Source organism: Aquimarina mytili (assembly GCF_016735115.1).
In the GTDB taxonomy this organism is placed as follows: Bacteria; Bacteroidota; Bacteroidia; order Flavobacteriales; family Flavobacteriaceae; genus Aquimarina; species Aquimarina mytili.
This window is the reverse complement of record NZ_JAERQJ010000017.1, coordinates 19854-41503: the sequence shown is the minus strand read 5'-3', so window position 1 is coordinate 41503 and position 21650 is coordinate 19854. Positions and strand designations below refer to the sequence as shown.

Annotated in this window: 17 protein-coding genes; 2 read left to right on the top strand and 15 right to left on the bottom strand. The window is 34.2% G+C overall.

Annotation, left to right across the window (positions count from 1 at the left end; translation table 11 throughout):
- Nucleotides 1–2: 2 nt before the first annotated feature.
- Nucleotides 3–704 carry a ParA family protein gene (locus JJQ60_RS21305; protein ID WP_201924624.1) on the bottom strand — a complete coding sequence of 234 codons (702 nt, stop codon included), beginning with the start codon at nucleotides 702–704 and terminating at the stop codon, nucleotides 3–5.
- 447 nt (nucleotides 705–1151) lie between these two features.
- Between JJQ60_RS21305 and JJQ60_RS21300 the strand changes: the two genes are divergently transcribed.
- Both JJQ60_RS21300 and JJQ60_RS21295 read left to right on the top strand, forming a co-directional pair.
- Entirely contained in the window at nucleotides 1152–1565 is a 414-nt protein-coding gene (locus tag JJQ60_RS21300) for a MobC family plasmid mobilization relaxosome protein (RefSeq protein WP_201924623.1), read from the top strand.
- A 1-nt stretch (nucleotide 1566) separates the two neighbouring features.
- Complete coding sequence (locus tag JJQ60_RS21295) at nucleotides 1567–5565, top strand: relaxase/mobilization nuclease domain-containing protein (protein WP_201924622.1); 3999 nt, start codon at nucleotides 1567–1569, stop codon at nucleotides 5563–5565.
- Between the two features lie 600 nt (nucleotides 5566–6165).
- Here the strand turns inward: JJQ60_RS21295 and JJQ60_RS21290 are convergent.
- The 14 genes from JJQ60_RS21290 to JJQ60_RS21225 form a co-directional block, all read right to left on the bottom strand.
- On the bottom strand, nucleotides 6166–6663 hold the full coding sequence (locus JJQ60_RS21290; protein WP_201924619.1) for a hypothetical protein: 498 nt from the start codon (nucleotides 6661–6663) through the stop codon (nucleotides 6166–6168).
- Nucleotides 6664–6669: 6 nt separating this feature from the next.
- Nucleotides 6670–7125: a hypothetical protein gene (locus JJQ60_RS21285; protein WP_201924618.1), complete on the bottom strand. Its 456-nt coding sequence runs from the start codon at nucleotides 7123–7125 to the stop codon at nucleotides 6670–6672.
- A gap of 58 nt (nucleotides 7126–7183) precedes the next feature.
- Nucleotides 7184–9811, bottom strand: a complete 2628-nt coding sequence (locus JJQ60_RS21280; RefSeq protein ID WP_201924617.1) for a hypothetical protein — start codon at nucleotides 9809–9811, stop codon at nucleotides 7184–7186.
- 18 nt (nucleotides 9812–9829) lie between these two features.
- Nucleotides 9830–10378 (bottom strand): conjugal transfer protein TraO, encoded by a 549-nt coding sequence (locus tag JJQ60_RS21275; protein ID WP_201924616.1) that lies wholly within the window; start codon nucleotides 10376–10378, stop codon nucleotides 9830–9832.
- Nucleotides 10375–11379: a DUF4138 domain-containing protein gene (locus tag JJQ60_RS21270; protein ID WP_201924613.1), complete on the bottom strand. Its 1005-nt coding sequence runs from the start codon at nucleotides 11377–11379 to the stop codon at nucleotides 10375–10377. The genes JJQ60_RS21275 and JJQ60_RS21270 overlap by 4 nt, the downstream gene beginning before the upstream one ends.
- Nucleotides 11380–11393: 14 nt before the next feature.
- Nucleotides 11394–12359 carry a conjugative transposon protein TraM gene (gene traM / locus JJQ60_RS21265; RefSeq protein ID WP_201924612.1) on the bottom strand — a complete coding sequence of 322 codons (966 nt, stop codon included), beginning with the start codon at nucleotides 12357–12359 and terminating at the stop codon, nucleotides 11394–11396.
- A complete protein-coding gene (locus JJQ60_RS21260; protein WP_201924611.1) occupies nucleotides 12356–13027 on the bottom strand; it encodes a hypothetical protein in 672 nt (223 codons plus the stop codon). The genes traM and JJQ60_RS21260 overlap by 4 nt, the downstream gene beginning before the upstream one ends.
- A gap of 8 nt (nucleotides 13028–13035) precedes the next feature.
- Nucleotides 13036–13914 (bottom strand): hypothetical protein, encoded by an 879-nt coding sequence (locus JJQ60_RS21255; RefSeq protein ID WP_201924610.1) that lies wholly within the window; start codon nucleotides 13912–13914, stop codon nucleotides 13036–13038.
- Nucleotides 13915–13916: 2 nt separating this feature from the next.
- The gene (locus tag JJQ60_RS21250) at nucleotides 13917–14552 is read right to left on the bottom strand and encodes a hypothetical protein (protein ID WP_201924609.1); all 636 of its coding nucleotides are present in this window, start codon (nucleotides 14550–14552) and stop codon (nucleotides 13917–13919) included.
- Between the two features lie 28 nt (nucleotides 14553–14580).
- The gene (locus JJQ60_RS21245; RefSeq protein ID WP_201924608.1) at nucleotides 14581–17073 is read right to left on the bottom strand and encodes a TraG family conjugative transposon ATPase; all 2493 of its coding nucleotides are present in this window, start codon (nucleotides 17071–17073) and stop codon (nucleotides 14581–14583) included.
- A 300-nt stretch (nucleotides 17074–17373) separates the two neighbouring features.
- Complete coding sequence (locus tag JJQ60_RS21240; protein WP_201924606.1) at nucleotides 17374–17610, bottom strand: hypothetical protein; 237 nt, start codon at nucleotides 17608–17610, stop codon at nucleotides 17374–17376.
- Nucleotides 17611–17706: 96 nt separating this feature from the next.
- Nucleotides 17707–19992: a hypothetical protein gene (locus JJQ60_RS21235; RefSeq protein ID WP_201924604.1), complete on the bottom strand. Its 2286-nt coding sequence runs from the start codon at nucleotides 19990–19992 to the stop codon at nucleotides 17707–17709.
- Nucleotides 19993–20079: 87 nt separating this feature from the next.
- The gene (locus JJQ60_RS21230) at nucleotides 20080–20334 is read right to left on the bottom strand and encodes a hypothetical protein (protein WP_201924602.1); all 255 of its coding nucleotides are present in this window, start codon (nucleotides 20332–20334) and stop codon (nucleotides 20080–20082) included.
- Nucleotides 20335–20449: 115 nt separating this feature from the next.
- Nucleotides 20450–21601, bottom strand: a complete 1152-nt coding sequence (locus JJQ60_RS21225; protein WP_201924601.1) for a hypothetical protein — start codon at nucleotides 21599–21601, stop codon at nucleotides 20450–20452.
- Between the last annotated feature and the right edge of the window lie 49 nt (nucleotides 21602–21650).

The window sequence follows — 21650 nt, the reverse complement described above, 5'->3', positions numbered from 1 at the left end:
ATTCAAGCTGTTTTATGTAATAGTTCGTCTACAAAGGATATAAGCCCTTGATTAAAATCCTTTTTTTCAGTTTCAAAATTAAGAGGTTTAAAGAAACTTCGTTCCTTAACAAACCGGGTTCTTAATGGAATAATAGTATCATAATACTGCAGTCCGTGTTTTTCCTGAAGAATATTTCTGATTTTTTGGTGATTCTCGACCCTGGACTTTTCAATTTTAACCACTAGACAAAAAGCTTGAACGTGTGGGAAATTGTTTCTGATCAAATTATAAAAAGCGATTGCTTTTTGTATTTCCTCTTCGTCATTAGAATATGGAATTAAAATCTGATCTGCTATTCCAAAAACAGGTTCACATTCTGATAAGGTTCGGTTTCCCAAATCCACAAAAACATAGTCATAATCTTTTGACCTTACCTCTTCAATTTTGTCATCAAAATCCTGAACCAGGCATTTTTCTACATCGTAGTTTACGATCTTTTTTTCAGCAATAGCTTTTTCAATTGCTTCCCTGTCATTTTGGTAAGAATCCAAAACCAAATCCATTTCCCTTTGATGATTGTTGTAAGTACTCCATTGGTAATCATCACAGTCAATGATGGCTACTTTTTTACCATAGTAAGCTTCTAAAAATGTTGCAGTGTTTACCGTAGTGGTGGTTTTTGACACACCCCCTTTGTGGTTGTAGACAATAATAATTTTCATTGTAGTAAAATGTTATGCTATAGCAAAATTAGTTCGCCGCTAATATGTATTGCTATAATAGTTAATATATAATATTTAGTTATGTGCTAAGATAAGATATATTTTGATAATTAAAAATATTACCCAAACTATTATGTACCAAGATACTATCTCTTTTTTTAATAGCTATTATATGTTATCATAATATATGTTATGTATTATAATAATATATCTTTTTAACCAATATGTTATCATCATACCTATTGCCATACTATATCATATCCTAATAGGTATTTACATAATACTATACCGCTCTTTTTTAAGGATTTAAGCTACAGTTTTTTTGGAATGTTTTTGGTCAGTTTAAGGTTAATCGTTATATTGCAGTATGAAAACATTCGTTTTCTGCAAGGTAGATTAATGTAAGACATTAATTAATTTACTTTTACAAGTAATCGATTTTTTTAAATGAAAAAAGAAGAGAAAAAACTAGGAAGGCCACCCTTACCGGAGAGTGAAAAAAAGGTCAGTATAACCTTCAAAACCCACCCAAAAAACAAGGCTAAATACATTGAAAAAGCTGATGTTTTATTTGGGGGAAACCTTTCTAATTACATAAACTATGTCTTGCAGAACAAAAACAATAGTGAAATTAGCCTTCCTTCAAAGGGAGAAAATGTAGATCGTGCGGTGTTTTATGCCCTCGTTCGTGAGCTAAACAAGATAGGTGCTAACCTAAATCAGCTCACCAGAAAAGCGAATATGGGACATTTTATCAATGATGATCTGGAAAAAACCTTGAAAGAGTTGTCTCAAAAAAAGGAAGAATTGTTCGCTAAACTGGTTGATAAATTAGACGAAAACGTACCAAATATTAATTAAAATGATAGGAGAAATCGGATATACATCTAGTATTGAATCTTTGGTGAATTATCATCAAACCAAGATCCAAAATGGTGTGGCCGAAATTCTTCAGAGCCATAAAGTACAAGACAGATCTACCAGTCAAATAAATGCATCCTTTCGAGCGTATTCCTATTTAAGTGAAGAAAAGAATCCCTATGTGCATATCAGCTTAAGCTTTCACCCGGACGATCGCTCTAAATTGACCAATGAAAAATATAAAGAGCTGACTACTTCTTATCTAAATCATTTAGGATATCACGACCAGCCTTATGTATTGATCAAGCACGAAGATCAAGATCACCCACACGTACACATTATCACTACTTCTGTATTGGATGACGGAACTAAAATTCCAAAATTTCAGGACCGGTACCGATCGCAAAATATATCCAGGGAATTGGAAAAAGAACACGGCTTAACTATTGTCTCCAGCATTAAGCAGAACAAGGAGTACAAGGTTAATTTATCCAACAAACAGGATCTCAAGAACTATCTTAAAAGTTCGATTAAAGAGGTGATGGCTTTAAAGCCTAAGCGTGAAGAAGATTTTCTTAATACCTTACGGAACCAGTATCAAATTGATGCTTATAAAACCAAATCAAAAGGCGTTTCGTTTCATATTTTTGAGAAAGAAGGCGGTATCGATATTCAGAGGTTTGAAGGATTTGGGGTGAAAGGGATGTCTGGATCTGCTATCAATAAAGAATATTCTTTAAACAAATTAAAAGCATCCCTCCAGGAGAACTTTAAGAATGCTCCCAAACGTTATAGAAACCTAAAGCTTGCAGAAGAAAAACTGAATGATGAATTGAAATATTTCTCTGCATTAAAAGTATCTGATTCTAATGTTGTTTTAGAATCAAAAGGATTAAAGGTATTCAGTGAAAATGAAAAGTCTTATGTCATCGATACCAAAGGGAAGAATTTATATAGTTCCAGTGATTTCAAAGATTTTGATTTCAGCAGATTTTCATCAACAACAGTATTGGATATCGATAAGCTTCCGGAGCTTTTTCATGCTATTTCTTCAGAAGCGTTTTATACCTATAAACAAGATATTTCACCTTATCTAAAAGAAAGTGTATTCCTCGACAAAATAGCCCTTCAAGACACTTATCATACTTACCTTGATACTTCAGACACGTTCCAGCTATATCAACAGTTTATGAGTGAAGAACAGCTGTCAATGTTAGGTAAAAGTGCCACAGCATATTTTAATAATAAGTATTCTTCTATTGAAGCTATTTCTAAAAGTGAGGTAGAGAAAGAACAGGGTTTGAAAGAATTAATAGCAACTTTTGCTAATTCAAATAAGCTGGATTCTGACTCGTTAAATAAGCTTATGGAACTGGTGGATATCAAAGAGCAATATACCCAACACAGTTCTATCCGGAATACTACTTCTTTAATCCAGGCTATTTATCAAGACATAAACGGACTTCAAAAGGATGAAGAGAAAGTTTACGTTTCTCCAGGTACAATGTTTTTACACCAAAAGTATTTCTCTGCAGAGCAGTTGTCTGAAGAATTTTTACCATCCTATGAAAAAGTGATATCAGAATCCTATATAAAATCTGCTTTTCAATATGCGAAAAGTAATATGATCTCTCCGGAAGATTTTATACAGGTGCTAAATCAGCGAGGGATTGAAATTCATATAGAACAAAATGAATATGGAAGAGAAAGTATCTCAGCATCTATTTCCGGACTTAAACACAGAGAGGGGTTACGAGGTGCTAAGGACTTTGTGCTTGATACATTGAAAAGTTATGATCAGAAGGTGGAAGCTGACCTGGTTAACCTACAGTTCCGAAAAGCGCTGGATGATGATTATGGACCAGGATTACATTACTTATATCAACAGGGAGGAATTTCTGAAGAATTGAAATCTCTATATGAATCTTCACAAACGTTCCAAGAAGAGACTGATAAAGCAGCGATACGAGACCTGCTAAGAGAGAAATATTACGAGTTTAGGAATGAATTTGATTATAAATATGAGAGTGATTTTCTAGTGTATTTTAAAACTCATATACCTGAGTTTACTGAATTCTTAGGGGATACCGATCTAACAAATAAAGAAGTATATACCGAATTATACAATAGCTTTCTGGAGACTAAAATAAGTGATGAATACTCCAGAGAGGTGTCTAGGAAAGAAGAAGAAAAATTATCTAATAAGATGAAACTTGCCCAGACTATAGGAGGTAAAAACACAGCTGGTTTACTGGGCGTAATTCAAAATGCTTCTGTAGCTACCGATCTTTATGGTAAATATACAGTTCCTTACCAAGGTAATTTTGATTCTCAAATTAGTCAACTACAGAAAGAACCTTATTTCGCTTATTATTCCCGGATATTTGAATCAGCTTCTAAAAAGTTGTTCTATGATCAGGAAGAGTTCCGAAAGGATCCTACAGGTATATTGGTGAATTGGACTTTTGAAAATCATATTCCGGAGGAATACAGAAAAGCGTATACAGAACTTTTTACCAATAATTATATATCTCATTACCTTAAAGAGTTTAGTGAGCTGAGCTTTAAAGAAGCTTCGGACATTGCCCTTTATTTTAATTCAAAGGGAATTGAAATAGATATCAGCGGAGAAACATTATCTCTCAGGATGACACAAAACAATGTGTCAGTAACTTTAGATGATTTGAAACCGGAGCTCTTGAATGAAATGTACTCAGCTGCACCTTATTCTAGACCTATAATAGAACCTGGTACTATAGTAGATCAGATCCGTTTTAATTTAGCTTTAGAAGGTGGTAATTATCAAAGCGCAGCGTATATTTTAGAAAATTCTGACGCGAAAGTTTTACTGTCTTCAGAAGAAGCGCTGACTCATAAAGAACCCTTAGAAGAAGCAATTGTACGCCTGGAAATAAGAACAAATCTAAACGAGCAGTATTATACTCTCTACAAAGATTCTGGTCATCTATATGAAAGTGATTTTCTTATGGTAACATATGATAATCCGGAAGCATTTAAAGCTTCATTTGTTCTCGATGAAGGATTAGACAGTGCTTTGTCTCATACTGTTTTCTCTGAGTTTATAGGCGATAAGTTAGGGATTGAATATCTCAATAATACCATTGAAAAAGAAGAAAATCGATTATTGGATAAACTGGTCCTGGCAAATACTATTGGCCATAACCACGTAGCTGCATTATTAGGAGTTAAAAAAGTCGATGAAAATACAGTTGCTGATATCAACGGTAAATACAAAGCAACATACAAATTGCCGACGTCCGATGCGCTATTATTACTTCAAAATCAACCATTTTTTAAATACTATTCAAGTGTCTTTGAGAAAGTGTCTCAACAGATATTTAATGAATCTGAAGCTGTACTGGATCCAAACGGAATTTTAGTGTATAAGAGTTTTGAAGCGTTTATTCCGGAAGAACATAATGAGAAATATTTGAGTGCAGTTTCTTCTAACTATATCCATTATTATGTTTCCAAATTGCAAACCTATGAGTTTGATAGTTATGAAGAAAAAACCAGGTATTTAAACTCAAAGGGAATAAGAGTTCTATCTTCTGATGGGGAGCGTAGTGTTCTTAAATTAGTTAATCACCCGGAGTATACTAAAGTGGCTATTGAAGGTCTTAAATTAGGGAATGTTAGTACGGATAGACAAATCATTTACTTTAGAGAAAATGGTCTATTAAGTGAATCTGGCTTGTATAAACAGATCGAGTTCAATAATGCGATTGAAAATGAAAATTATGTTGGTGCAGCTTGGTTATTGAAGAAAGGTGAGGCACGAAATTTGCTGTCTAATAAGGAGTTAGAGCAACATGGCGAACAACTAAATCAAGCTCTAAAATCAATTACAAGGAACACATTATATAGTGATATCCTTGCAGTAACCAAAATTCTTATGGAGAATAAATACCAAGAAGATCATGGTAAGAAAGGCCAAAAGAACAAGAATAAGAAAAAGAGAAAAAACCGAAGGTTATAGCCTTCATATTATTAACTAAATATTATATACATTATGAAAACAAAACGGCGAATTAAAAAGAAAAAGAAATTTGACTGGATCTCAGCAATCTTATTATTGATCATTTTTTGGGATTAAATAGTAATATAAATAGACACTATCTCTAAAAGGGTGTAAATAAAAATACCGAGGGTTTGACTTATTTAGAGGCGGACTTTTTTTTAAATAGATAATATCAAAAATTAACTTCTAAACTTTTTGTAAGTTTTTGACAAGAGTCTTTTTACACTGGTTAATTTTAGATAAGCTTTTCCAGCTAATCCATGTCCACAACAAGCAAATTTATTATCTGGTAAATTTTCTATATCATGATCGTGACTGGATACACTAGACTAATCGCACCCTCTTTTTGACATTTGGTGTACTAGACGATCTTTAACCGGTGGTATGCCCCAACTTCCTCTAGCCACCCTTGCGTTCAGCTAACTACTCTTGTCAAATTGGCTAGCACGGGACTTTAACACTATCAGGAAATAGTATGCGTGGCACAAATAAAAAAGAGAGTTGGATTAAACTCCAACTCCCTTTAATTGTCAATCATCCTAAATTAACAATTTCTTTTTACTCTCTAGTTAATTTCAAAAACGTTGGATAGGACCTTCTATTGTGCCACAAAACATCACTATTAACAGCCGAAACTTCAACCGACACATCAGGATATCCTAAATCAGTGACATTATAGTTAAAATCCTCGTTAAGTTTTAAAATATAAGTAAAAGAATAATTGTTCTCACTATTAATAGGATATAACACGTTAAATCCAGTGTTTATTTCTTCATTATTCTCGTCCAAAATTTGAACGGAATATTCTTCTCTTTCTCTAAAGTTTTTTGGAATTATTGCTATTACTAAATCACCATTATAAACTTCTGTGTTTCTAACGAAATTAAATGTTAACCTGTTGGTCAAAGTTCTAGTAGATTCATCATATCCAATATATTCTGATACAAGCTCACTTTTTTTATCATCTAATATGTACTGATACGTTGGTACTGGCGTGTCATTATCCTCACACGATATAATCAGAACGGATATAAATACTATAATTAAGTGCTTCATTGTTTTTTATTTAGATAATTTTACATTATAGTTAAGATTTTTGTTACCAATCCATTCTGAATCGTCTGCGTTTAAATAGTAAAAGACATATTGTGAAGAATTTATACCAGAAAATTCTATTTTAAAATTAAACTTATCTCCATCTACAACTACATACTCTGAAAGATCTATTTCGTTATCATTCATGTCTAATGTTCTAAAAAAACCAGGGGTATCTTTATCCACTATTGTGTTTACACTATTTAATCGAAAACTAATATTTCCTTCATAATTATTCTGTCTTGTTATACTGATCTCAACTTCATTAGTAAAAACTTTGTCTATTACTGTATCTCCTCCAGCTGTATTAATTAACGTGGTTTTATCTGATTTTCTTAATGCACCTAAATTGCCGTTATCGTCATCACTACAACCAATCAAGGTAAATATCGATAGTATAAAAAATAAAAAGTAAGCTTTCATTATATTTAATTTTATGGTTAATAATCTTTATAAATGTATTAATTTTTAATTAATTGTATTACAAGTTAACATTTTTAAATTCCGTCCAACTATTTCCAATTCTATATCTAATCTTAAATCTTCCCAAAGGTGTACACGGCCCAGGTCCTAATGAACAATTAGTTTGACATGTTGTTTCCCCTATAATTTCTGTTTCATTCGGCTCTATAGAAAGATTTCTAGCATCATTAATTAGGTTGTTGTTTTCATCATAAACTTGAACCCTGTTAATAACACCGCCGTTATTGTTTTTTAGCGAAATTCTTCTTGTATAAATATAATATATCCTTTGTTCACCAGCTTGAACACCACAATTCACACTACGTCTGCCAATATCACTTGTATACTCTTCATTTGGAGCATTGATAGAAAAGGTTCTTGATACTGATTTTCTTTGCCCAAAACTATCTATTACATAAATTGTTATCGAAAAAGAATTAGTGTTATATCCGCTTGCTAAGAACCTATTATTTCCGAAACCGATACTTTGAGAATTGCCAACGATAGAATTGTTTTGATTACGAAGTGTCATTCCAGATTGACTGAATGAATATCCATCTAATCTATACGTTAGAGGGCTTTGTTGAGAAGAAAGATTTAAGTCAACTATCACGTCACTACCAAAACTAATATTGGTAACTGGGTTTATCGATATAGAAAAGTCCCTGTTTCTAACTCTTACTTCTGTTTCATAGTCTCTTGAAGCACCATTGCTATTTGTATATGACCAAGTAATTACATAAGTTTTAACCTCACTATAATCAAATCTTAATCCAATCGTTCCTTGAGTCAAATCAAAGGGAGAATTTAATGTTTGAGAATTTTCTCTTCTTTTTACAGATCCGTTGTTAGTATTAATTGAATAAAACACACGAGCACTCACATTATTATTAGATGCTGTATAATTGATATCAAATTCAGCGGTATTCCCTGCTACAACATCTAATACTTCAGGAACATCAAAATTAAAGGTAAACTCATTTATAGTTAAATCCACATCATCACTTGCTGTTTTACCACTAGAAGATGTTACTTCAAAAGTTAAATTGGATCTACCTGGAGACGTACCTATAAATGCGCCCGTAAAATTACCTGGACTAACCAATATAGGGGTGTTGGTTGGATATGAAATACCATTTAGTACAAATGTACCAGAAACATCAGCCGTCCACTTCATGGTATAAGTAAGAGTAGACAATCCATTTAATTCCATTACTATGTTAGTAGGAGTGTCTGTAAAGGCTGTAGTTCCAGTAGAGGCCGCACTGAAAGTGTGCTGCGTATTTATAAAATTGATGTTTTGCTCTGTTGCCTCAAATGGATTTCCATTTTTGTCTCTTAGTGTAAAACTTAGCCTATGATTTGCTTCATTAACACCTAAATATTTTAACGAAAAAGTTAAATCTGTGATACCGTCGATAACAGATCCTGGAGCATATACCGTTCCGCGATATTCTATATTACCTGTCTCTGTTGAGGAATATACTAAAGAATATGGAGCTCCAGTAGGTCCACTTTCTGTAATTATGCAATTTATTCCCACCTGACTTCCTGCCTCTGCTTGTGACACTTCTGGTATCGCACTTAATGCAAACGTGCCACCAACAATATTAATACTGGCGGTTCTATCAACTTCTACCCCTCCGTTTTCCAAATAAAAAGTAATATTCAAAGTTTGTTCTGAATTTGAAACAGCATCAAAGTAAAAACTTCCAGAAAGAGGAACGTCAACTTGTTCATTTGGATTAACGGGGGTACTGTTATAAGTTATATTTGCAGAGCCACTTTGGATAGTATATCTTATTTTATTGGTTGTAGTTGTTCCTTGGTTTTCTGGTATTATAAAATTAAACCTATAAGGACTTCCTATTGTTGTACTATTGGGACTTGTTGTAACAGAAAACCTTATAGGCGGTTCCTCTACAGTATAAGATAATGTGTCTCTTTTAATATAACCATTACTATCTTCTCCAACGATTACTAATTTAGGGTTTCCTTTCTCTTTAAATTTAACATTATAATTAAATTTTCCCTCGACTGAATTTTCGAATTCTGCCAATTTTATTTCTTCACTTTCATCAGCATTCAATACAACTCCACTCCCATTTATAATATACAAAGCTCTTTTGTAAGTTACGTTTTTATCTTTCCCTTTATTGAATAGATCGTAAGAAAATGGCCTAATCTCATTAATATCTATTTCTGTTATTGCTGTAGATAAGTCTAAAGAATATTCATTGTTTTCAACCTCATACAATAAATCTTTAACCTTTTCTTCATCCCCTCTTTTTATAGTTGCTCTAATTTTATCCGAATCCACATTATTACTTATATAATTTACCTCTAAACTTAAACTATCTAAAGTAATAAATTGATTCTCTGGTATAGTATCATTATTTAAATTTGTATATATACCAGTTCCATTTAGAGATTCATATTTGAACATATAAACATTGCTGGAAACTGGAGTTTCTGTGATAATTTTAAAAACCGTTTTTTCTGGGTAATTTACCGTTACGGTATCTTTCTGAACAATTTCGATTTCAAAAGGAAATTCATCAAACACTACAGCATCATCTTTTGTGCAAGCAAAAAAGAGGGTAGATAAAACAAACATCCCAATCGTATATTTTATTATATTTTTCATATTTATTTTTTTTATTGATTAAAGAAAAACTCTTATTCCACCACCCGCGAAAATGGTAAAATCTCCTATATCTGAGTTTATGTGATAAAATTCATTTGCTTTAATTAGAAAAGACACATTGCTGCTAACAAACAGTTCTAATTCTCCCCCAATAAAAGGACCATAAATAAACCCACCATCAGACTTTAATAAAGCACCTGTTTCTAATTCTTTATTTCCTTTATTAATTCTTTCAATGCCAGCTACCATTCCTCCTCCAAGGTTAAGGTTTATTTTGTCAAATCTATCAAGGGGAATATTATAAAAATATCCCAAATTTAGTGTTATAAGATTGTAAGGAAGATCAAAACCTTTTTTTTCAATGTTACTAAAGGTATACAATAAAGCAAATTGAAAATAATTATTCCTTTTAGAATAAGAGATATATCTATTGTAAGAAAGAGATACCCCAAATCCGTTTTCTGCATAGCCTGCAGAAACATCTATAGCGTTTAAACTGTTATCTGTCAATTGTGCTGATGCTAAAACGCCGTAAAAAAGCATCAAAATAAATACTGTTTTTTTCATTTTTTTCTTTTATAGTTTAATGGATAATTTACTCTCTTATAATACAAAGGGATAAAAATATCTCTCTCCCCGTTGAGTTCGTCAATATCAAAATAGACCGCTCTGTCTTTTGCTATTGTGAATTTGGAAATCACTATAACAAAATTCATTTGTGATTTAGGCTCAATTCTCTTAGATAAATTGTAAACGGTCTCCGGTTTGTAATTTAATGGTTGAATTAACCCTTTTCCAGATAGGTTACCAGTTTCCAACTGCTTAGCAAGCTCCACAGATCCCCTATAGATTTTCCATACTTTTATGTCAAAAGGTTGAGCCCCATCGTTCTTCATATTAAAAACAAAATACAGTTCGTCTTTGTCTGCGTATACCCCTTTTATCGTTAACTCTATATTTTGCTTAACAGCAACACTTTTAACTCTTGAATATCTTCTTTTAGTATCATTTAGTTCCTTGGCCAGGTTTGTCATATATTGAAGCTTATCAGAAACATATAACCGGTCCTGGATTTCTGAATAGTTTTCAGCGTCATCGGGAACATCTGATTTGTCCGAGTAATGTGTAATAGGCGCCTCTACCTTTGTTAGTGTTTCTTCTTCTGTATTTGTTATCTCTTGTCTTCTCATAGGGGTGCTTGAAGCTCCCATTTGGTTTATGTTTACCACAGCCATATTGGGAGTGATGATATACGTTGTTTTCTTTGGATTTTCGGTATTAATCAGTTTTAGATCATATATATCCCCATTACTCGTTTCAACCTGTAGATTAGATGGAAACGTATAATCTTCCGCAGTACCGGCATAGTATAATTTTAGAATTTTATCATTTGGATTTGCACTTGTAGATTTGACAATTTGGTAAGACATATGACCAGGATCCTTGTCAACAACTTCTGAAGTAAAAATTAACTGGGTATACTTACTCTCGGCAACTTCAATACGTAAAGTGTCTTTTTGACTATATATGAGTTGTGTTAAAAGCAATAAATTTATAAGTATTCTCATTTTAAGTATTTGTGTTAATAATTTTTAAGTACCATTTCTTTGTCGTTTTCCAAAGGGATAAACGTAAACTTTTTTCTTTTGTTTGAAGTTAAAACTGTTGACACCGCCCTCACTAAACCGCTTTGAGATTCCCTTGCAGCTTCCTGTAAACCTTGCCTTTCAATTTCAAACTTTAATTCTTGTTCTAGAGCTCCAGCTTGTGGATAATACAAGCCTTCGTGCTTTCCTTTCGGATCATAGGCTTTTAGCTTAATTCTATCTTCGTCATCACCGATTGAATTCACTTCTATAAAAACTTTGTTTCTTTCTACTTTTATTACATTACCTACCAAGGAAAAGCCAGATTCATATTTCTTTCCGTTGTATATAAAAGGGGTAATTAGGGTAAGGTTTACTTGAAAATCTGGTAATACATTTTGGTTCCTATATACATAGGCTTTAATTCTAATTTTCTCTGAAGAGGAAACAGGATCTCTGGATGCATTTTTTTGATTTTCAGCTCGCATTTGTTCCCTTAGCTTTTTACGCTGCTCTATTTTTTGTAAAATCTTTTCCTCTTCCGTGAGCGCCTTTTCTAAACCTAAGTTGTTTTTTGATGGAGTTGGATCCATTTTCCACATATTGTCATTCTTGTAGGGATCCGGAGTGGTTCCTCTTTTTTCCAGTTTTTCAATAGAGGTGCTAAGCTTCGTTTCCTTTTCCTTTTCTTCTTTTTTCCAAGGATTGTTATCCACAATTTTTGTTTCCTTTTCTTTGTTGAAGATATTTTGAACCGGCTTTTCTATAGTATCTAAAGCTACATTGAAATCCACCTTTTCTTTTTTTACTACATCTTCCTTCTTTTCTTTATCTTCAGTCTTCTCATCTGGTTTAAAAACAAAACTTGATAATAATACTAATACTATTAACCCGACGACTAATAGTATTTTTTGGTTTTTAATGGCTTTTAAGCCTTCCTGTAAAGATCCTTGTGTGCTCATAAGTCATTTTGTTTTAAGTTCTTTATTACAGCCATCTCCAACACTTCATAGTCAACAATTTGCCATGCGGTATAATAACTGTCTTTTTTATCCCTTTGTTTTTCTTCAAAATCCAAGTTATTCCTCACCTTTCCGGTAGTCACCAATTTCTTTATCATAATATCCTGGTTCCTGATTACCTTTAATTGGGCAGTCACCCTGAATTCGTAGGGTTTTGTAGTGAAATCGATCTCGATATCATCTTTGTCAATTTCAACTAAAATAGAATAACCCCCGGCTACATTTTTTTCGAAATAATGTTCTTGCCTTTCCAGAAATGTATATAAGGTCTGGATAGTGCTATCCCCCATTTCCTTCGCTTGGTTATAGTTCTTTCTGATATATTCCATATAAGGCTCAGAAGACCAAAACAGATTGTGAAAAAGAATAAGGTGTCCTTTTATAGATCCCTCCTCCGGATCCCTGAAATGTTCTACTAACTTTGCTTTTTTAATAGCATTGTTTTCGTACATATACACTTCCTTTTTTTGTTCGGCCATACTTTCATTAATAGCCTTATTGTTCATATAGATAGCGCTCAGTGGTACAATTAAGCATATAGCGCCTGCTATTACCATTGCCACCATTGAGAACATTTCTTTTGCGCTGATGTTATTTAAAATTCTCATTTTCATAATTACACTCCTCCTGTCATTACTTTACGTGCTGCCAGCATTGCCAGAGCAGCAACCTTTTTACCATTACCTACTGCAGCTGCACCTTGGGTCAATGCGTATTTTACCAAACCTGGTATCGATAAATACATAAATATGATCCCCACATAAAATATTATTCCCAATACCTGCCTGGTTAGTGTTTCGGCCATCTCGGATCCGGAACTGATCACACGGGGGGAAAACACCTTGTCGAGCATCTCAATACCTATGTAATCAACCAAGTAAATCAAAGGAATGTAGGTACAAACTTCTATTAATTTCGTTAACCAACCTATATAATTGCCTTTAAATTCGTTCAAAAACGATAATGATATGTTCAAAGGTCCAAAAAGTGTTAAAATTAACAACTTGAAGAACATTTTTATCTTTAAATAGAAATAAGCTATCATTGATCCGATGAAACCTAAAAACAACAGCAATCGTACCACACCCTCGAAAATTGCAGATTTTATGATATCCGTAAGGATGGTCATTCCAATCTGGAACATGCTATTTTCTTCATAATCCAATTCTGTAGATTCAAAGAAGTGTTTCGTTTTTTCAAAATTTTCCAGTACAGAAATCCTATTATCCAATTCTTTAGACCATTCAAAAAAAGCAATTACTACTACATCATAGTGAAATAAAAGAGCTGCTAAAGGTAGCCAGGAAATATAGCCCCAGTAATCGTTCGGAGAATAATAAAAGTTATATAAAATCTTGATTAATACTCCAATAAATGCAATCCATTTGAACGTCGATAGCATTACGTCCCCATAGGTAAACACCGTATCGATCATATCATATATAAACTCATTCAGGAGTTCTTTTAAACGTAATAAAACCGTCGTTCCATCCATAACTAAAATCCGAATAATTCTTTTTGAGACTTCCTTCTTTTGTTCACCATAGCAAGCCAGGTTTGATCCTGCTCCATTCTGCTAATACACTTTCTAAAAACATCTAAAGTTTCTTCTAACATTTTTTGACGTTCATTAGCAGGGATAATTTTGTCATTGGCATTTAACAGATTGGTTGTCTGATCCCATATAAGCAACACCTGGGTAACCATCCCTGAAAGCCTATCTTCTGTTTTGCTTTTCTCATTTTCGGTGATGTACTCGAATCGTTCCAGGTTCTGCAGTAATTGTTTTACCTGTAGTACGATTCGCTTTTTTTCCATCAACAAGGTTTCTTTTTGATAACTCACCAGTCGGTTGTCCGGTGCGTTTTTATAAGTGTTGATCTCCTCTTCTTTTAGTTCTGCCAACTTTTTTAAATAATCATTGGCCTGTTCCAGTTTTTGATTCGTGTTTTGAACCTTACTGTTCAGATTGGCCAACTTGCTGTTTGTTTGGGTCACGCTTTGACTCAACATCGTTACTTGCATATTCAACGATGATAATTGCGCACCAGCTGCTACGTCTGTTACCGGGATTTGTCCCATTGCCAGAAACGGCAATGCGGACAACACCATTACAATAAATTGCTTTTTCATTTTAAAATAATTTAGTTAAATAAAAGGTTTAATTGCCCGCATATTGAATCGCCGTTATATGCAGGTTATCGTTATTACTCTGGTCTATTTTTCTGAGTTTAACCTTCTCGTCCGGATCTGATTCAAAAACAGATTTTTCCTCCAGGGATACTTCGTTTCCAAAAGTGACCAAATGTTTTTTGGCATAGATCAAACCAAATTCTCTCATATTATAACCTTCCGGAAGATTGTTGTTCAGTGCAAACAATCTGTTGATCTGATGATCCGATAAGGAAAGGATATTTTTTATGTATTCCTTTTTCCCTTTGTAAGACCGGATGTCTGAAACAACCCCGATATCAGAGTTGTTGATCACTGTATTCTTTATGATCTCCGAATTAAAAAAGTCCTCGATATCCTGGGATGTAAAGATCGTAGCTCCTTTTTGTGAACGAACCGTTTTAATGGTATCTTTCATAAAATTCATTAAGATCGGTTTATCCATTGCCGTCCAGGACTCATCGTAATGCAAATACTTTACCTTGTCCAAAAGATCCGGGTGATACAACTTTTCCTTGTATAGGTTCGTTAGTAAAAAGGTTGTGATAGTGAATAATTTTGGGTCATCTTTTAATTCCTTAATTTGGAAAGTGATATACCTGTTATTCAATAATCCTTTTAGTTTTTCATCCCTTGAATTTAAAAGGTAATCATACGCTCCGCCCTTATAGTAGCTTTTTAGCATATACGTGATGGCTTCCAAATACACGTCCTTTTCAATCCCGTTTAATTTTACGATCTGAGGAGCGTTCTCTTTGAAATACTCATAATAGGTATCAAAACAATAATTGTCTTTTATCTCTTTATAATATCCATCCGTAATGTCTGTGAACAGTGTATATGTAAGGTTGTTTGCATAATCCTTTTTAGGGTCGTCTACCAGGTTTAATAAGAAACTTGAGATAAAGGTTCTTTTATCTTCTATTTCTTCCACACTTCCTGTCGTTAACAGAAAAGGATTCAACCCAAGTTTAGTTCCTTTGGACACCTTAAAGTAGAAACCGTTATTATATTTTGTAGCTCTCTCAAAACTAGAGGAACCATCAATGTTAAAGATGTGATGCCCCAAGGTATATTCGTGTGATAAAAGCGTATTCCAGGTAAAGGATTTTCCGCTTCCCGTTTTACCCACTCCCCAGGCATTTCTATTCGTAATCAATCCTTTTTCAAAGGGAGTTTGGAAGGTATCATAAAAAACAGGATTTCCTGAATTTGTCTCTACCAGCCTTACCCCAAATGGTGCATTACCCCTGGAGTAATCTTCATAGTAACCTAATGAGATAGCAGCAGCTTCAGTTAATGGCATATACAGATCTGCAGGTAATCCAATAGCATTGCCCGGACAGCTGGCAAAATATAAGTCTTTAATATCTGCCTCATTAGGTTTTAATTTGAATTTAAAATTTTCCGAAACCTCTAAGTCACCTCCAATGATCCCAACATTAATATGGGTGAAAATCAAGTTTTGGCTATTGCTGACAATATCGTCCTTGAACTCCCTGAGTTGTCTGGCAAAGATTTTATTGTTTTCACTGTCAATACTCTCCCCTTTGTGTTCCGGACGATCCCCGGCTCCTGATGGTTTAAACCATTCGGTGAAGTTATACAGCCTGCTTTGTTTCTCTTTTAATTTTTTGAAGACCTTTTCCTGGGAAGGGATATAGAAATATTGATTCAGGATATGATCATTATCCATCTGCATTCCCAGTTCAGTGATTGCAGATTTGAACAACTGCAAATCATCGGTTTGCTTCTTTTTGCATTCTACAAATTCAGGAACATGATCGGTTAAAGAGTCTGCATTTTGTAACGTATAATACTGAACTCTTTTATCGCCAATGTAAAATTTGTTTTCTTCAAACGATTTGTCTTTATCCCCTCCGGAGAAGTCATAATTCTTAAACAAGTTAAGCACCCCCCTTTTTTCTCTTAAGTACCCCCCAGCACCTAATTCAATAGCTTTAAAGTATTGGTTTTTTAAAGCTTTAGTAACCCTTTCTTTCTTTTTGAAAAAGGAGGCCAGCTCTTCTTGTGTGATATATTTTCTGTCTATAGTTAGGGACAAGAATGATTTTCTTTCCTTGATTAAGAATGAATTCGTGTGAGAAGAATCAAAATCAATATAGTTCTCCGGAACCTTTGTGATGTATATGTATGAAAACTGCCTTCTTACTTTTCGGCCACTAAAATGGATTCTGTTGTAGCGTTGTAAATCGCTTTCTTTTTTAATGGGTGTTTCTTTGTGTGTATCCTGTAAAAAGAAATCCTGTTTATGAACAATGTAATCCTTTTCCAGGATAGAGAAAACCGTTTGCATAATGTTCCTGATGGTTCGGTACTCACTTGCCGGTTTCGTATATAAGGCCGGGTAGCGTACCATAAACCCATAAGAAAGACATCCTTTCTCCTTAGAGATGGTTACGTTGTTTTCAATACCATAAATTGGTAATGACCTATCCTTTATTAAATAAACTTCTTTCATTTCGAATTACAATCATTGATTTGGTTCTGATGACATCCGGCTTTTTGTTGTTTATGTTCTTCTTTTTGATGTTATGCTTCTGGTTCCTTTTGTCTTTTCTCTTGAAGTATCCATAACTAAAGATCAATACCCCAAGGCATAGTAACAGTGATATAAAAGAAGCGCCCAATAACATCAATACAATTCCTATAATGATAATGCTGCTGCCCAGGAACTGCATTGCTATTCCCCTTTCCAATAACAGAAAACGGATTTCCTTCTGAATTCCCTTGTACACCTTGTATGTTTCAGCCTTAACCATTAAAATCCGAATATCTCTCCTGCAGCTAAGATTAGTGTTCCGGCAACCGCTGTATTGATCACCCATTTACCGGCATTAAAACCAATATTCGATCCTCTTTGATCTGCTACTACAGAAACAATAATTAATATCAGCGATGCTATATAGCACAATCCGCTAATGATGAATACAAAGTTCGAGGCGATCACTTCTATATAGCCTCTTAGCCTTTCGATTAAATCAACAATAACTTCCATAATATTTGTTTTTTAAAGTTTCAACAAATATATATAAAAAAAATGTACTAAAAACTATTTTAGTACATTTTTTAATTTAAGTCTATTATAATGTGTTTATGTATAATTTATTTTATGTTGTACTTTTTTTTTAGGATTATGGATTCCCTGGGCTTGTCCTAAGAAGATCTTTCTACGTAGTTTATCATTCAAATTGTTTCCTTCAAAAGATTTCTGTACACTTAATTTTCTTTGCTTTAAAAAGCCCACCTTGCCAACCATTTTGCCTGTAAAAGCGTGTGAAATCTTTTTAAGCTTCTCTTTGTTTGGAAAGCGTATGGCCACGAAGTTCTTATCCTCCGTAAACTTGATAAACCTGTTTTTATCCATAGGGTCGTTCAGGTACTTTTCATTCAGGTATTTCTTTAGGTCCTTAAAGTAACTCCCCACATCTTCTAAATTCTTTGTCTCTTTTGTGGTGAAGATGATCTCTGCAAAGTCAGGCTTGGAGGATAAAGAAACCCTAAAACGCCCTTCGCTTTGAACCCGGTTTAATATTTGGAGTTCCAGGGATACAGACCATAAATTATTATCTGTTCCAACTTCCAGTAGCGTTTTATTTAAGTCTATTCCTTCAGATTTCAGATTATTGAAGATTTCATCGACTACCTCTTTTTTGTACCTTCTACCCGTAGAAATGTAATAGGTGTTCTCATTACTGGCCGGATCTAATTGTTTATGAGATAAAGCATTTAACCCTTGTTCAACAATTACAACCCTATCGACCTCTTTGGGCTTGTTGGAAGTCCATAATGTTTTCGGGTTTCCTTTATTCTCAATTTTAAAACCATCAGATACTTCAGCACCAATCAGATGACCTTCTTTGTGTTTAGCAAAGAACATTTTTTTGGTAACATCCATGCTGTCTTTATCCTTGTCGTCAAAGAGAAACACCTTGTTTGCAAAGCTTCGGTCAAGGAGTAAATCATTACTGATTCCCTTATACACCAACATATGCGGTTCTTCCGACTCCATAAAGTCAGCAATAGGCTTGAGATTAGTGAATTGTTTCTTATCAAATTCATACTGCACCACATCATTCCAGTCGTTGAATTTAGGCGCTTTCTCCATAAAGAAATTTTTCTCCTGAAGAAATGGGATGTTCTCTTTCATTTCCCTAACCAACATCGAATATTCCCCGATCTTCTCCTTGCTGGGAAAGGTGAGATGAAGCTTGTTCTCTTCTGCAAATATTTCAGTCCCCTGAATAGTTTCATTTAACAACATAAAATATTTGTGGACCTCAGAGCGTCTTTTGATATCGTAAGTTTCAAAAGACACTGATCTTTTCCCCTGATAGTCATCATCTACCTTAAAGTTATCTTTCCCTTCCAGCATCCTGTTGACTACCGCTACATCATATTTAATTCCATCAAAATCTTTATCGGTTCCCAGTGTAATCTGAACCTCTTTTTTATCAACGCCCTGGTTTTCCAATTCGTGGAAAAAGCGGTCTATCCGGGCTTCATAAAACTTTCCATTAGTTGAGAAATACCAGGTGTTTTTGTTCTCTTCCGGATGTAGTTGATAATGCGATATCGCATTTAATGCAGACTCGACGATCATTACCTTTTTTACCACTTCCGGTTTGTTGGAATGCCACAACAGATCATCTTTTCCGAAACAATACCCTTTCCCTTTGGTTGGCTTGATTTCCGTACCTTTTATGGTTTCACTGCGGTTATGCTTGGGAAAGAAAATATTCTTATGCACTCTTTGGTAATTACGGAAGTCATATACCATTACTTTCCCTTTGAAAGGAGCGCTTAGCAGGGTTTCATTCTTGATACCCCGTTCGTTTAAATAGTGCTTTTTTTCCTTTTTGATGTCCTCTTCGATGCTACGTAAGTTTTCGAAATCGGAGAGGTTAAAAGGTCTGGAAGCCTTTACTTTACCTTGTAAGTAAGCATATTCTACATTGATATTTTCCTTCCAAAGTGCTGCCTGGTTGAAAAAATCAAAGCGTTCCAGAAAAGGCAATACATCTTTTTTGTTCTTTCCTTCTATCCGGTTCTGGATGAATTGAGATAAATCCCCTTTATCGTTAACCCGGTCATCATTATAATAGATCCCCCTCGGAAAATGCTTTACTTCTCCAGTATCTTCGTCTATTACTTCTTTGTCATATAAAATAATGCGCTGACTCCCCAGCGCATCTACCATTTTGTATTGCTCCCCTTTAGAGCCCACGGAATTGGTTCCTTTGTCGTATATGACTTCCGTAATTCCCAAAGCCTCTTTTATTGGATTATCTGTCACCAGTAAATCCTTGACGGTAAACAATTCATCTATGTTTTCATAGGTATGAGCTACAAATTTTGTATTTTTGTGATCGTTATGCATAGTGATATGTATAATATTTAGTTAAATAAAAGGAGTAAAGAATCGCCGTTCTGCTACTCCTTTTTCATTTTATTAAATACACATTGATTAGTGGTGGCAAGCAAAAGCAGCCCCTTTGGTAAGCTCTCTCCAAATCGCCCACCAATCCCTTTTTTCTTTTTTTGGCTGTGGCGTTTCAGTGGCTTTCGTAGTTTCTGAAATGAAAGGTTTGAATGGTTCCTTTTTCTCTGAAGTGTTGTCGTTTAATGGTATATCCTGCCCTTTGTCATTTACCAAGATTGCACCATTTACACTAATTTCCATTGTAGGGTTTACCCCTTCGATTTTTGCATTGTTGTACATACTATATAATATTTAGTTAAATAAAAGTGGAGCTTTAAATTTGCCGTTCTTTGCTCCGTTAAACAATAAAGATTACTAAAGGTTTGAGCTTTTTCTACTGGTCGAATGAACTCAATTAATTGTAACTGTAAACTTCTTTAATACTGTCAAACATATTCAGTTTAAATTCTTTATCCACATTAGTGATTGGCTTGTCGTGATCATTCCAAAACTCTTTTTTAGGTTTTATAATTTTATACTCTTTGTCTTTAAAAAGGAACTTGGATCCCAATACAAGAAACCCCTTAATTACATTAGCGATCTTGGGTAACTCCACAATAAAGATGATGTTTCCGGTATGATCTTTTCCCTGGCTTAAATTGATCAATTGCTTAATCATACTTCCCTCCAGGTCCTTCTCCACAGACTTCTTCAAATTCTTTAGCTTTTCCAATAGCACTTCACTCTCTTTTGTTACCGGGATACTTAGTTTGTAAAAAGCCGTCCTGTTCTTCATTTTTATGTTGGAGAACACCCCTAAATAATTAAGATCACTGCTATATCCGTCCAGATTGTCCGGGAATGCCAAAAATGTTTTTTTAATTCCCTTTGAGTTTAATACCATACCGATGGTTCTGGCGTGGTTCTCATTAAACTTCCCTTTTACCACGATATAGAAAAAGTCCTGATTTTGCAGGGCTTTGAAAGCCATCATTTCATTGAAGGAATTGAAAATAATCGCTGCTTCACTTTTGATACTTGGGTTGGTAAAATAGATGCTCCTACTTAGCTCCGAAAACTTTAAGATGCTTTCTTTCTTAGTGGCTTTGTCAACCGCAACAACCCCTAATATGTTTCTCCCGCTTTTGATCTTTTCTTCGTCCATAAAAAAGAAATAATGCGTTTTTTCCGTCTCTACGCTATTCACCAGGGCAGGATCTTTTACTTTGGCGGCATCCTTAAGCAGGATTTGGTATAAGTTAAAGGAGTCTACCGGCTTTAACTTTCTTGGTTCTACCAGTTCTTCCTTATGTAGCTCGTAAAACATATCCAACCGGTCCTGTTCATTATATAAGCTTGAAAACTCCGTTTGGAAAAAGAAAACCACCAAGTCTTTGTCTTCTCCGGTGAACTCTCCGGAAGCCGAAGAAAAGAACCGCTTCCCGTTTCTCGCTGATTCATATACAAACAAGTGGGAAGTACCTTTGGTGTACATCACGAAATAATCACTTTGCAACGTATCATTTTCCTGATATCCCAAATGTTTTAATGTTGATTCTATATACATTTATTATAATGGACTTATTTATTTAAAACTATTTTAATAGATTTGCAAT